Raw genomic sequence first — 12,876 nt, forward strand, 5'->3', positions numbered from 1 at the left:
ATGCTCACCGGCCGCCACCGTGCCCCGGCCCGTCCTTCTTGGCCTTGGTGAACATGCCCTCGATGAGCTTGTCGTTGTCGACATGCCCGTCGGCCATGTCGTTCATCGCCTCGTAGATGCTGGTCAGGCCGAGGACGAGAATGCCGGCCGCCGACTCGATGTGCTTCTGGTTCGGCTTGTACTGCTTGGCGAAGTCCTTACCGGGTTTGTCGTCCCCCACGGCTCGCCATAGCCATCCAGCATCGAGATCAGCGTGGTCAGCGCCTCGCTCAGCTTCACCGCCTGATGGTGGAACGTCGGCGCGACGGACTTGATGTCCGCCACCTTGATGTCCAGGACCTTGCCGTCGCCGTGCCCGCCGCCGCTGCCCATGCGACGCCTCCCCCGCTGAGCGTTTGTCGTACAAAGCTCCCAGGCTAGGGCGGCGACTCTCACAGACCGTTCAACGTGGCCTCTACAGCGAGCAAAGAGTGCTCACCCCGGCGCGCGCCCCGCTCTCCCTCCCGAGGATCGTTGACGAAACGGAACGTGGATCCGTATAGTAATCGGAACGACGCTCCGCTTCTCGCGGAGCCGCAACAGCGCCGTAAGGAGAGTGCAGGAATGATTCTGGTCACCGGGGGGCTCGGCTTCATCGGCTCCCACACCGTGCAGGCCCTGCTGGACGCGGGCGAGGAGTGTGTGCTGGTCCAGCGCAGCTCCGCCGAGGCGCCGGTCGGGCGGTTTGACGCGCCGGTCGCGGTGGAGCGGGCCGACATCACCGATCTGAGCGCGCTGCTCGACGTCGGCACGCGCCACAAGATCACCGGCATCGTGCACCTCGCCGGGTCCATGCCCTGGCCGCCGGACCCCGAGCAGCCCATCGAGGCGACGCGCACGGCGATCGGCGGCCTGCTCAACGTCCTCCAGGCCGCGCGGGACTGGGGCGTGCGGCGCGTGGGCGTCGCGAGCACGATCGGTGTCTACGGCGGCGGGACGGAGGCCGCGCTCACCGAGGACATGCCCGTGTCGCTGAGCTCGGGGCACCTCATCCCGACCTTCAAGAAGATCGGCGAACTGCTCAACGACCACCTGGCCGACGCCACCGACATCGAGATCATCAACTACCGCATCTCCGGGATCTGGGGGCCGCTCGAGCCCCACGGCCCGCTGTTCTTCGCCGCTCCCGAGCTCGTCCACGCCGCCGTGCGCGGCACCGAGCCGGACCTCTCGCCCCTCCCGGCGCCCGCGTACGCGGAGGACTCGCTCGACCTGTGCTACGTGAAGGACGCGGGCCGGGCCATCGCGCTCCTCCAGCTCGCGGACCGCCTCAACCACCGCACCTACAACGTGGCCTCCGGCCGCGCCACGAGCAACGCCGAGATCATCGCCGCCATCAAGAAGGTCGTCCCCGACGCCCGGGTCGACCTCCCCACCGGCGGCACCACCCCGCCGCGCCACCTCGACATCACCCGCATCCGGCAGGACACCGGCTACGAGCCCGCCTACGACACCGAGCGCGCGGTCGCCGAGTACATCGCCTGGCTGCGGGCGGGCAATGAGCGGTGACCCAGACCCAGACCCGGAGTCCCGAGTCAGCGACGGGTGAGGTGGGTGAGCGTGACGCCGTTGGGGAAGGCCGTGCGCTCGGCGACGTCGAAGACGGTGGGATCGAAGGCGCCGTCGAAGGCCGGGATCCCGGCACCCGCGACGACGGGGTAGTTCTTGATCACCAGCTCGTCGATCTCCGGCAGCAGGGCGCCCGCGAGCCTGCCGCCACCGCACAGCCATACGTCCAGCCCCGCGCCGTCCTCCCGCTTGAGCTCGCGTACGAGGGCGAGCGGGTCGCCCGGGACGACGGTGACGGCCGGATCGGTGTCGGGCTTGAGGGTGCTGGAGACCACGTACTGGCGAAGATGGGCGTACGGGCTGGTGATCCCCGCGTCGAGGCCGGGGCGGTAGGCGCCGAGGCCCATGACGACGGTGTCGAAATGCCGGTTGGGCACGTCGGCCAGCCCGACCGCCGCGCGGTAGGCGGTCGGGACGGTCTCGGGAAACAGCGCGTTGGTCCAGGTCGAGTACGCGGCGGACTGCCGCTCGTCGCCGCTGGGGAAGAAGTCGTACTCGCCGTCGGGGCCCGCGATGCGGCCATCGAGCGTGACGGCGACGTAGTAGACGAGCTTTCGCATCTCTAACTGCTCCATACGTAGTACTCTGCTTGAAGTGGTTTGAACGTAGTACTACAGCTGGAGTGGTGTCAATGGTGAGACGGAACGACCAGCGGCGCGCCGCACTCGTGGACGCCGCGATCGAGGTGCTGGCCAGGGAAGGGGCGCGCGGCCTGACCTTCCGCGCGGTGGACGCCGAGGCCGCCGTGCCCGCCGGGACCGCGTCCAACTACTTCGGCAGCCGCGACGATCTGCTCACCCAGGCCGGTGCCCGGGTCTATGAGCGGCTTCAGCCCGACGAGGCCACGATCGCCCGCCAGCGGGCGGCGGGCCGCGACCGGGAGACCTACGCGGAGCTGATGCGCGAGCTCGTCAGCCGCGTCGCCGCATTCCGCACCGGCTACCTGGCGCTGCTGGAACTCCGCCTCGAGGCCACCCGCCGGCCCGGGCTGCGCAAGGTCCTCACCGAGCGGGTCCGGGGCGACCTCGACGCGAACGTCGCGTACCACGAGGAGTCGGGGCTCCCTGGCGACGCCACGGCCGTCAGGCTGCTCATGCTGGCGCTGAACTGGCTGATCGTCGAGCAGCTCACCCTGCCGGACGTCTTCACGGAGGCGGAGCGGGATCAGCTGGTGGCGGCGGCGGTGGAGCGCATCGTGGCGGCGGAGTGAGGCGGCGCAGGGACCGCGTCCGGGCTTACCGCCTGGGCCGGTCCGGGCCCGCTCCCACCGCTTACGCGGACTCGGAGCCCTTCTGGGAGCCCTTCTGGGAGTCCTTCTTCAGCTGCTCCTCGTTGGGGATCGCCCCGCCGAAGCGGCGGTCCCGCGAGGCGTACTCCAGGCACGCCCGCCACAGGTCACGGCGGTCGAAGTCCGGCCACAGCACGTCCTGGTACACCATCTCGGCGTACGCGCTCTGCCAGATCAGGTAGTTGGACGTCCGCTGCTCGCCCGAGGGGCGCAGGAAGAGATCGACATCCGGCATGTCCGGGTAGTAGAGGTACTTCGCGAACGTCTTCTCGTTCACCTTCGACGGGTCGAGGCGGCCCGCCCGGACGTCCTCCGCCAGCGCCTTCGCCGCGTCCGCGATCTCCGCCCGGCCGCCGTAGTTCATGCAGAAGTACATCGTCATGGCGTCGTTGTCCTTGGTCTGCTCCTGGGCGACCTGGAGCTCCTGCGCCACCGACTTCCACAGCTTCGGCATCCGGCCCGCCCAGCGGATCCGGACGCCCATCGCGTCCATCTCGTCGCGGCGGCGGCGGATGACATCGCGGTTGAAGTTCATCAGGAAGCGCACCTCGTCGGGCGAGCGCTTCCAGTTCTCGGTCGAGAAGGCGTAGAGGGAGAGGTTCTTGACGCCCATCTCGAGGCAGCCCTTGAGCACGTCCATCACGACGCCCTCGCCGACCTTGTGCCCCTCGGTGCGCGGCAGCCCGCGCTCCTTGGCCCAGCGGCCGTTGCCGTCCATCACGCAGGCCACGTGCTGCGGCACCAGCTCGCCGGGGATCTTCGGCGGCCTGGCCCCGGACGGGTGCGGTTCCGGGGTCCGGTACTCGCGCCGCTGTCGGCCCAGAAACCCGCGTCCTGCCATGCCTGCCATGTCTCCCTCAGCTCTTGCTCTCTGTGCTGCTCATGCTGCTGTTTGCAGCTACTTCTCTACGTACCGCAGCGACCGCAGTCCCCGCTCCAGGTGCCAGTGCAAATACGCCGCCACGAGCCCGCTGCCCTCCCGGGCATGCCGCGCCTCACACGCGTCCGCCGTCTCCCAGTCCCCGGTCAGCAGCGCGCCCAGCAGCGTCAGCGACTCCGCCGAGGGTACGACGCTTCCGGGCACCCGGCACTCTCCGCAGATGACCCCGCCCGCGCCGACCGAGAAGAACCGGTTCGGACCGGGCATCCCGCACTTGGCGCAGTCGTCGAAACTCGGTGCGTAGCCGTTGACGGCGAGGGAACGGAGCAGAAACGCGTCCAGGACGAGATGCGGCTCATGATCCCCGGCGGCGAGGGTGCGCAGCGCGCCGACGAGCAGCAGATACTGCTGCACGGCGGGCTCGCCCTCGTGGTCGGTGAACCGCTCGGCCGTCTCCAGCATGGCCGTACCGGCGGTGTAGCGGGCGTAGTCGGTGACGATCGACCCACCGTACGGAGCGATGGTCTCGCTCTGCGTACAGAGCGGCAGCCCGCGCCCGATCAGCTCGCCGCCACCGCGCGCGAAGAACTGCACGTCAACGTGGCTGAACGGTTCGAGCCGCGCGCCGAACTTCGACTTCGTCCGCCGCACGCCCCGCGCGACGGCGCGGACGCGGCCGTTGTTGCGGGTGAGCAGGGTGATGATCCGGTCCGCCTCGCCCAGCTTCTGGGTGCGCAGCACGATGCCGTCGTCGCGGAACAGACTCATGGCGCCCATTGTCCCCTAGCGGGACAGCTGATCGAACCGCCCGGCCCGGACGGCCCGGGTGAGCGCCCGGAGGGCGGCGGGGGTGGTGGTGATCACGGTCTGGGGTTCGTCGCTCTCGCGCAGGAGGACGGTGTCCGGTGTTCGGGCCAGCTCGACGCAGGCGTTGTCTGGGGCGTCGGCCGAGTACGAGGACTTCCGCCACTGTATGTGGGACATCTCCATGCCTTCAGAGTCGGGGCGCGATGGCGTGAATGAAATCGCGCGTGTCTTCGGGTGTGAGGGACAGCTCTTCCGTCCGATCGAGAATCCGCCGGTAGTTGGCGAGGTGGGTCTCTCCGTCAAGGAACAACACACCGGTGGGCGCGTCGAGCTGCACCGTATCCAACTGCGGGACCGCCCCACGCACATAGGCAGCCGAGACCCCGGCATTGGGAAACCCTCCGGCGGAGAAGGGAATGGCTCGCACCGTGACATTGTCCCGCTCCGATGCCTCAAGGACACGCTCCAGCTGAGCGCGGGCCACCTTGGACCCACCGAACTCCATCCTCAGCGCAGCTTCGTGGATCAGGAAGGTGCACGGCGGCGGATCGTCCCGATCCAGGACATCGCGACGACGCAACCGGAAGGACAGGCTGACTCGAAGTTGCGCGGGAGTCGGTTCCGGCTCAGCGGTCGAGAACACTGCCTTCGCATAGTCCTCAGTCTGCAGGAGACCCGGGATGTGCATGATCTGCACGGCGCGCAAGCTCACGGCTCGGAATTCGAGCTCGGCCAGGTCAAGGGCGCTGGCAGCCATCTTGCCCTGGTACTCGTCCCACCAGCCCCTGCCGCGCTCGGTAGCCATGGCCCCGAGAGCGTCAACATACGCCTGGTCACCGCAGGAGTAGACAGCAGCCAGCATCCTGACGCGCTCCTCGCTCACACCCAGGCGGCCCGACTCCATGTTGCTGACCCGTGCACCCTCGGCGCCCAGCTGCTGAGCCGCGTGGGCCACCGTCATCCCGGCGTGCTCACGCATCTTGCGCAACTCGGCACCAACGCGGCGCTGTCGCGCGGTTGGGGCTGCCTTCTGCGGCATGTACGAACCTCCCCTTGCCCACCTCGTCACAGAGTGCGCCTGCGACACTACTCGAATCCACGAGCGGCTGCACGAATAGAGAACTAATCGCTGCATAGCTGCACCCACATGCTCTATGGTCCTGATAGCGCAACGCATCGAACCAATCACGCACCGCGTTGGGAGCACCGCCATGCCCGAAGTCGCCGAAGCCACTGAACCCCCATACGCCTACCGCTTCAGCGCCCCCAACTCCCCCAAGAGCCCCAGGGTCTGCCGCGACGCCATCGCCGCCCTCCTCCAGGCCAACGACCTGCACGACCTCGCGGACACGGCGAAACTCCTGGTCTCCGAGGCCGTGACGAACGTCAATCAGCACACCGACACCCAGCTGATCCACATCGACACCCTCGTCCGCGACCGCATCGCGACGATCGCCGTACGTGACGGCTCCCCGGAACGCCACCCGTACCCCCGCGACGCCAAACCCGACGAGGAGGGTGGACGCGGCCTGTTCCTGATGCAGGAGCTGGCCTACGCGTGGGGCGTCACCTGGGAGAACGGGCTGCGCCCCACCGGCAAGCACATCTGGTTCGAGCTGCGCGAACCCCTCACCGAGTGATCAAAACTTAGCCAGAACCCCGGCGCCGCAACCAATTCCCGCACCCCGGTTGTGCGTGGGTGTTGGACGTGAAGGTCGGTCACGATCTTGCGGATCGAGGGCCTGTCACGCACTTCACCTGGCGACACTCGAACCGCCGATAGAAGTTCCGCCGCCGTCTGCTCCGGCTTGCCCCACTGCCACCATGCACGAGCGAGGTCAGTGTGCATCCTTCCCTTGCGCTCAGCCGTCTTGAACTGGGCAGCACGCAGACCTCGGCCTGCGTCCAAGGCGAGTCCGGCGTCCCCCAATGCCCAGTGCACTCCCACGGCGTATAGCGCAACGATGGCGGGGGTGACGGCGAAGAGTCGCCCGTCCGGTGGATCATCAGGCAGGTCACGGGCGGCCCGGGTGGCCTCGCTCATCATCGTGATGGCTTGGTCCCGATCACCGGCGATTGCCGCCGTGTACGAGGTGGTGCACAGCATCTGGGCGTAGGCCGACGCCTGAGCGTCAGTCTTCAGCCCAGTGGCCTCAACCTTGGCGAGGGCGTCCACGATGCGGCGCTGGGCGGCGGCGGACTCATCGAGATGACGTAGGACAATGCTCATTTCCCGGGCCGCAGCGGCGGCCGCGAGGGGAGAGCCGGACAGGTCCGCATAGACCGTTGCCCGATCAGCTGTACGCCTCGATTCCTCATAGTGGCCAACCTTGATCAGGACTTGGGAGGCGAGGCTGTATGTGGCGGACAGACGGGCCAGGGGCATTTCCTGGCGGCTCCGGGCGGCATGATGCGCGTCGGTGAGAAGGCCGGGCAGCAGCTCCAACAGTTTCGTGTTGTGTCCGGCATCGAAGTGAGCGCGCGCCGCGGCGAGTCGGGTGTCCAGCGGGACGGGCGATCCAGTGGGCGCGCCTGCGAGTGTCGTCCACGCCCATGAGCATTGCGGCGGGTGTTCCCAGACCGGCAGCGGCGAGCAGGGTGCGACGGCGCATCAGGTCCTCCTCGGCACGGCACGGCCTTGACGACGCAACTCTAGTGGTTGCTGAGTCGGATAAGCCGAGGCTCGCAGCTAGGACGTGTGTTGGCACGCCCACCTCGTCGGCAGCATGTCGAATAAGTGACAGATCAGCGTGTCTGCCGCGTTGCTCCAGGCGGGAGACGGTCGACGCCGAGCAGCCGATGCGTGCACCCAGCTCCGCCTGGCGCCATCCGCGACCTTGCCGACCGAGCCGGATGAGCCCTCCGGGGTCGTTACGGTCGATGAGAATACGGACCTCGCCGGTGCTCCACAGCGGATCAATGCTCATGGGGCCTCCCGCGCATGAGCCCGAACGGCTACCCAATCACGGTATGAGAATCATCGCTTTCCGTATATGTCGTGTGCAGGATCTGCAAGCGGCGTGCACGCGGCGCCAATCGATCACCGGAGCCGGTCGACGAGCGGTTCTCTGGAAGTGCGCCCCCGCTGAGGTGGCGGGGCCCAGCCACGGAGGACAGCATGGCGACAGCCGCAGAGACCAAGGTCCGTGACCCTCGGGACTATGTGAAGCCCGAGGTCTGGGAGCGGGAAATTCAGCTCCTCATGCGTGACCATCCCTTCGACGAGGTCATGGCCAATCGGCTGTTCGGAGCAGCGATCTCCTATCTGATCACCGCCATTGAGAGGTGGGGCCAGGGTCTGGAGATGTGCTGCGGCCGACTCGTCGACATCGCGGTGCACGTCTTCATCCTGGACACGAAGAACTACCGGGAGTGGAGCCACGAGCACTTCGATGGCCGGTTCCTGGAGCACATTCCCGAGATTGAGTTCAAGTACGACGGCTCCGTCGAACGCACCGCACGCATCATCGCCGACAACGGCTTCAACGTCGACTGGCCGCTGTGGGAGCGCGACTACTCCAAGTGTGGCCCTTGCCGTCCCGGCGAGAACTGCCACTGATCCATCCAGCACCCACCAGCCAGGTCCGGCACCGCCAGGTTGCCGGACCTTGGCGCGCTCGGCGCCCGTGCGGATGAAACGACGTGATTCCGCTGTGGCCAACGAGAGACATGGGTACGGTGTCCAGCCTGTCGGACACCCCGGAGGACGCCCATGCCGCGCGAGTCGACCACCTTGCCGGAGTACTGGGACACCTACAAGCCGTACCGCGGGGAGGGCGAGCAGCCGACGCCTGACGTTGAGACCTTCGCGTGGACCCAGTACGACGGGCACGGCCCCGGTGAGGAGTTCCTGGGCAGCCCGCGTACCGCGCTGGAGCTGGGCTGCGCCGAGGGCAAGGAGGCCGTGTACCTCGCTCGTACCGGCGTCGCGGTGACCGCGTTGGACTTCTCCGCCGCCCAGGTCGCACGTGCCCGCCGATGGTGGGACGGCACCCCTGGGCTGACATTCGTCCAAGCCGAGGCATGCGACTACCTCATGACGACTGATACGACGTACGACGCGGTCTTCTCCATCTGGGGCGCGCTCTGGTTCACCGACCCCGACGACCTGATCCCACTGATCGCCAAGCGCCTCAACCCAGGCGGCACCCTTGCCTTCTCGCAGGCCGAGCCGCTCGAGGGCTACTACGGCCCGCAGCCGATGTATGGGAACGGCCTCGCGGGCCGCAAGCTCACTCTCCTGCGCTGGTCGTACCCGCCACAGTGGTGGGCCGATCTGCTCAAGCGGACCGGGCTCGTAGACATCGACGCCCGTGTGCTCCCCGCGCCCAGGCCGGCGGACGTCGGGACCCTCATGGTGCGCGCGAGCGCTCCGAAGTGAAGGGTGGGCCTGTTCCGGGCGTCACCTGGGAGCTCGGCGAGCAGCCCACCGGCAAGCACTTCTGGTTCCGCACCCCGCGGATGCACGGGGGCGTCGGCGGACCCGCGGCAGCGTGTAGCCGCGCCTGAGCCCGAACCTGGAGATAACCAGCAAGACGGCCAGTTCGCCAAGGATCAGCAGGAAGACGCCGGCCTTCGGCAGCACCGAGCCCAGCAGTTGGCCGCGCGATTCGTATCCCCAGTCATCGCCGGCGAACACGGTGGCGCCCTTCCTCGTCGGCTCGGCGCCCGCGTCGACATCCCCCTCGCCGGTACGCCCATCGGAGAACCGCCACGTCGCGCGGCAGGTGTACAGCGGGGTGCCCTTGTAGCTGTGGGTGGAGCACCGCCGTACCTCCAGCACATCGGCCCGATCCCCCGTGACCACCCGCTCGGCTTCCGGGTATTGCCACAGGCCCCACCCGACGAGGGCGGCCAGACCCAAGGCGACCAGCAGCCGGAAGATCAGCTTCCGAGGCCGTTTCCCCGGCCGCTCGAGCATCCCTGTCGGATCCGGTTCCATGGCCACCACACCCCCACCATCGCCATAATCGAGGCAAAGATAGCCGGGGAATCACGCATTCAGTCTCCGCGAAGGGGACCGTGCGTCGGTTTGCGGGGCCAGTGAGGCCAGTGTGGTGGGCCGGACGGCGTCGGTGGCGGTTGAGCCGAGGAGGAGGTCGGTCAGGTTGTGGGGCTGGGACTGCTCGTCGGTGGGGGTCGCCTCGGTGATGCGGTCCAGGCGGAAGCCTCGGCCGGCGCGGCGGGTGCGGCACCAGGCGATGAGGTACCAGCGGCCGTCGGCGGTGAGGAGTCCGGCCGGTTCCACGACGCGGTCGGTTTCGCGTCCGGCCGCGTCGGTGTAGGACAGGCGCAGCGCCACATTGTGGGTGAGGGCCTGTTCCACGGCGGTGCGGATCTCGGAGTCGGTCCGGGTCGGCCGCGTCACGATCCGTGCGGCGAGTTCGCGGGCCGCCGTCGAGGCGGGGCCGGTCATCGAGGCCGCGATCTTCTGGGCCGCGGTGCGGGCCGCGCCCGCGTAAGGGGTGGCGGCGCCGACAGCGGCGAGCGCGGCGGTCAGCGCGGAGGCTTCTTCGGCGGTGAAGTGGATCGGGGGGAGGGTCATCTCCGGGGCGATGGACCAGCCCCCGCCCCGCCCGGATGTGGTGCGCAGCGGAACGCCGGTCTCCATCAGTGCCTGGAGGTCGCGCTGCACCGTGCGGGTGCTGGTCTCGAATCGCGCGGCGAGCGCCGCGACCGTCAGTGGCCGCGGCGCGGCCGCGCGCAACTCCTCCACCAGCGCGTACAGCCGGGCGGTGCGGTTCATGAGGCCGACGCTACCGTCACGCGGCGGCCAGAAAGTCCCGCTCGCGCTGCTGTTCCCGCTCGGTGATCGTGAGGGGGAACAGGGTGAATCCGTGCATCGCTCCGGCGATGACGTCAAGGCGTACGGGCGCGCCCGCCGACTCCCATCGCCGGGCCAGGAACAGGGAGTCGTCCAGCAGCGGATCCTCGGTGCCGACGACGATGCGGGCGGGTGGCAGACCGGCCAGGTTCGCGAAGAGCGGGGAGACCTCGGGGTCGCGGCGCTGCTCCGTCCCCATTCCCGGCGTGAACAGCTCATAGGCGCCCCGGAGCGAATCGGTGTTGCTCAGCAGCGGTCGGGGGCCGAACAACCGCACGCTCGGTGTCATCGACAGGTCGTAGGGGCCGAAGAGCAGGTGGGCCGCGCGGAACGCGCCGGTGACGCCGTGCCGGTCGCGAAGGCGCAGCAGCGTCAGCACGCTGAGGTGGGCACCGGCCGATTCACCGCCGATCAGCAGCCGTTCGGTACCGAACTCGGCCGCGGCGTGCTCCACCAGCCACCGGGCGACCGCCTCGCAGTCGTCGGGCCCGGCGGGGAACGGGTGCTCCGGCGCCAGGCGGTACTCCACGCTCACCACGGCCAGCCGGGCCTCCACGGCAAGCCGCCAGAGCCTCTCGTCCTGCCCGTCCGCGGAGCCGATCGTCCAGCTGCCACCGTGGATGTGCAGGTGCACGCCGTCGACGCGGTCCGGCACGAACGTCCGCACCTTCACCCCGCCCGCGACGACGCGGTCCTGGCCGTGCTCCAGTCTCACCGGTGGAGTGTCGGCGCCGAGCCGGTTGCGCCGCAGGAGCGCCAGTGTGGCCGCGCTCGGCACCGGTCCACGGGCCGGCCGGCTCGCCGCGTCGGCCGCGAACTTCTCGTTGAAGGCCAGGGTTTCGGCGAGGCAGTCCTCATCTGTGATCGTCATGCCACCGACGGTCGCAGCCGCCCGCGACAACACCCTGTCACCCTTTCTCCGTGATCTACGTCACGGCCGGTGCGGCATCCCGGCCGCGATGGCGGTGCCGCGATGTCACAGACGTGTGCTGGGCGCGATCTGGGCCGGTCACAACCCGGCGGAGGGACGGCAGTTGGCGGCTCGGTGGCGTTCTCCATTGCGCACACTGGCCCTACGGGGCAGGTCAGCGACGAGTTGGGGGGATACGCCATGGCGGCCGGTTGCCGGGACTGTGAGACGTGTACGAGGTCGTGGCTGGGACGGCTGTTCCAGAACGCGGCGGTGGGGCTGATGCACGTGGTGACGATCGGCATCAGCTACCTGATCAAGAAGGGGTTCAGGCGGCACTGCCCGCAGTGCAAACACCTGCTGTCGAGGCACGCGCGCAGGGCGGACGGTTCGTTCCGGGACTAGCGGTGCCCGTCCGGCGGGTCGTGCCGGTCACCAGCCGGCCGCGGCTCCGGCGGATGTCGGGCTCGCGGCGGGGAGACGGCCCGCGGGGCGGCGCAGGTGCCAGACGTCGGCCGGGGGCAGGTTGGCCCAGACCGTGCTGCGGCCGGTGGCGTAGCGGCGGCGGTAGCCGGCCAGCACCTCTTCGGCGGCCCGGTGCCGCCGCGCCTGGTTCCGGGAGGGCAGCAGGCTGCGGGCCTGCCGGGTGCCGCGGTAGGCGAAGTAGGCCAGGAGGCCGCCGGGGCGGAGCAGCTCCAGATACCGGCCCATGATCGCCTCTACCTGGTGGGGATCGAAGTTGGCGAAGGGCAGGGCCGAGATGATCGCGTCGTAACGGCGGCCTACGTCGAGTTCCTCGACGTAGGCCTCGTGCACACGTATCCGCTCGGACCGTCCGGCCAGGTGCGGGTGGGTGCGGACGAGGTCGCGCAGCCGACCGGTGAAGCGGGGGTTGGCCTCGACGATGTCCAGGCGGCTGCCCGCCGGCAACTGGTGGATCAGGGAACGGGTGACCGACCCGGTACCGGCGCCGGCCTCCAGGACGCTCAGCGGCCGCCCCGCCTGTGAGCGCACCGGTTCGGTCAGCGCGTGGGCCAGCGCCCTGCCGCTGGGGGCGAGGGCCCCGGTGGTGCGTATGTCGCGGGCGGCCTCGAGGAGGAACATCCAGCCTCCGGCGGCGCGGTGTCCGAGGACGTGGTCATGCGGGGTGGCCGAGTCATCCGTGGCGTGCATGGGCGCACGTTACATACCGGCTCCGCGTGGGCGGATCCCTCGGCGTGTGACGGTGCCCACCTGCGCGAATGCGGGAGACGGCGCGGAGGGTCGGCGCGTTACGCCCCGGCGGTCGACCTGGGCGCGTTTCGGGTGAGTTGGCGGCGTGGGACGACGGGGCGGCGCGTACGGGCACCCTGGAATGGTGATGCTGATCACATCCGCTATCCGGGACGATGGCTCGGCCGAGGGTTACTCCTCCTTCACCGTACGCACGCGGTGGCGCCGATGTCACAGCCCCGTGCCGGGCCCTGGGGACTGGCGGCCTGTCCGGCGGGCCTTGGCGCCTGCGGCGGGCTGTTCCCCTCCCCGCCCCTTCCCGCAACTGGGGCTCCGCCCCAGGCCCC

14 protein-coding genes and 2 pseudogenes are annotated in these 12,876 nt (G+C 69.3%); 5 read left to right on the top strand and 11 right to left on the bottom strand.

Annotated features, from left to right (window positions below; all coding sequences use genetic code 11):
- Positions 1–4 precede the first annotated feature (4 nt).
- Positions 5–372, bottom strand: a pseudogene (locus IEJ02_RS03815) (hypothetical protein).
- A gap of 231 nt (positions 373–603) precedes the next feature.
- Here IEJ02_RS03815 and IEJ02_RS03820 point away from each other — a divergent pair.
- On the top strand, positions 604–1,548 hold the full coding sequence (locus IEJ02_RS03820) for an NAD-dependent epimerase/dehydratase family protein (protein ID WP_191063353.1): 945 nt from the start codon (positions 604–606) through the stop codon (positions 1,546–1,548).
- A gap of 26 nt (positions 1,549–1,574) precedes the next feature.
- On the opposite strand, the gene IEJ02_RS03825 is transcribed toward IEJ02_RS03820, so the two are convergent.
- Entirely contained in the window at positions 1,575–2,168 is a 594-nt protein-coding gene (locus tag IEJ02_RS03825) for a dihydrofolate reductase family protein (protein ID WP_191063470.1), read from the bottom strand.
- A gap of 71 nt (positions 2,169–2,239) precedes the next feature.
- On the opposite strand from IEJ02_RS03825, the gene IEJ02_RS03830 reads away from it, so the two are divergent.
- Positions 2,240–2,818, top strand: coding sequence for a TetR/AcrR family transcriptional regulator (locus IEJ02_RS03830; RefSeq protein WP_191063354.1), 579 nt, complete (start codon positions 2,240–2,242; stop codon positions 2,816–2,818).
- 61 nt (positions 2,819–2,879) lie between these two features.
- Here the strand turns inward: IEJ02_RS03830 and IEJ02_RS03835 are convergent, their stop codons facing one another.
- The 4 genes from IEJ02_RS03835 to IEJ02_RS03850 are packed head-to-tail and all read right to left on the bottom strand — an operon-like array spanning position 2,880 to position 5,622.
- Positions 2,880–3,737 (bottom strand): isoprenyl transferase, encoded by an 858-nt coding sequence (locus tag IEJ02_RS03835; protein ID WP_191063355.1) that lies wholly within the window; start codon positions 3,735–3,737, stop codon positions 2,880–2,882.
- Positions 3,738–3,794: 57 nt separating this feature from the next.
- Positions 3,795–4,544 carry a DNA repair protein RecO gene (gene recO / locus IEJ02_RS03840; RefSeq protein WP_137977900.1) on the bottom strand — a complete coding sequence of 250 codons (750 nt, stop codon included), beginning with the start codon at positions 4,542–4,544 and terminating at the stop codon, positions 3,795–3,797.
- 15 nt (positions 4,545–4,559) lie between these two features.
- On the bottom strand, positions 4,560–4,760 hold the full coding sequence (locus IEJ02_RS03845) for a DUF397 domain-containing protein (protein ID WP_191063356.1): 201 nt from the start codon (positions 4,758–4,760) through the stop codon (positions 4,560–4,562).
- Positions 4,761–4,770: 10 nt separating this feature from the next.
- Positions 4,771–5,622, bottom strand: a complete 852-nt coding sequence (locus tag IEJ02_RS03850) for a helix-turn-helix domain-containing protein (protein ID WP_191063357.1) — start codon at positions 5,620–5,622, stop codon at positions 4,771–4,773.
- A gap of 172 nt (positions 5,623–5,794) precedes the next feature.
- On the opposite strand from IEJ02_RS03850, the gene IEJ02_RS03855 reads away from it, so the two are divergent.
- Positions 5,795–6,223: an ATP-binding protein gene (locus tag IEJ02_RS03855; protein ID WP_191063358.1), complete on the top strand. Its 429-nt coding sequence runs from the start codon at positions 5,795–5,797 to the stop codon at positions 6,221–6,223.
- A 23-nt stretch (positions 6,224–6,246) separates the two neighbouring features.
- Here the strand turns inward: IEJ02_RS03855 and IEJ02_RS03860 are convergent.
- Positions 6,247–7,510, bottom strand: a pseudogene (locus IEJ02_RS03860) (helix-turn-helix domain-containing protein); the annotation flags it as partial.
- Between the two features lie 191 nt (positions 7,511–7,701).
- On the opposite strand from IEJ02_RS03860, the gene IEJ02_RS03865 reads away from it, so the two are divergent.
- Complete coding sequence (locus tag IEJ02_RS03865) at positions 7,702–8,142, top strand: glycine-rich domain-containing protein (RefSeq protein WP_191063359.1); 441 nt, start codon at positions 7,702–7,704, stop codon at positions 8,140–8,142.
- A gap of 153 nt (positions 8,143–8,295) precedes the next feature.
- Complete coding sequence (locus tag IEJ02_RS03870) at positions 8,296–8,964, top strand: class I SAM-dependent methyltransferase (RefSeq protein WP_191063360.1); 669 nt, start codon at positions 8,296–8,298, stop codon at positions 8,962–8,964.
- 21 nt (positions 8,965–8,985) lie between these two features.
- Here IEJ02_RS03870 and IEJ02_RS03875 read toward each other — a convergent pair whose 3' ends face one another.
- The 4 genes from IEJ02_RS03875 to IEJ02_RS03890 all read right to left on the bottom strand — a co-directional run bounded on the left by IEJ02_RS03875 (position 8,986) and on the right by IEJ02_RS03890 (position 12,490).
- On the bottom strand, positions 8,986–9,534 hold the full coding sequence (locus tag IEJ02_RS03875) for a hypothetical protein (protein WP_191063361.1): 549 nt from the start codon (positions 9,532–9,534) through the stop codon (positions 8,986–8,988).
- 42 nt (positions 9,535–9,576) lie between these two features.
- Positions 9,577–10,329 carry a helix-turn-helix transcriptional regulator gene (locus IEJ02_RS03880; protein ID WP_191063362.1) on the bottom strand — a complete coding sequence of 251 codons (753 nt, stop codon included), beginning with the start codon at positions 10,327–10,329 and terminating at the stop codon, positions 9,577–9,579.
- 16 nt (positions 10,330–10,345) lie between these two features.
- Entirely contained in the window at positions 10,346–11,278 is a 933-nt protein-coding gene (locus IEJ02_RS03885; RefSeq protein ID WP_191063363.1) for an alpha/beta hydrolase, read from the bottom strand.
- A gap of 471 nt (positions 11,279–11,749) precedes the next feature.
- Entirely contained in the window at positions 11,750–12,490 is a 741-nt protein-coding gene (locus IEJ02_RS03890) for a class I SAM-dependent methyltransferase (protein WP_191063364.1), read from the bottom strand.
- Between the last annotated feature and the right edge of the window lie 386 nt (positions 12,491–12,876).

This window comes from Streptomyces sp. 5-10 (genome assembly GCF_014712245.1).
Taxonomy (GTDB): Bacteria; Actinomycetota; Actinomycetes; order Streptomycetales; family Streptomycetaceae; genus Streptomyces; species Streptomyces violaceusniger.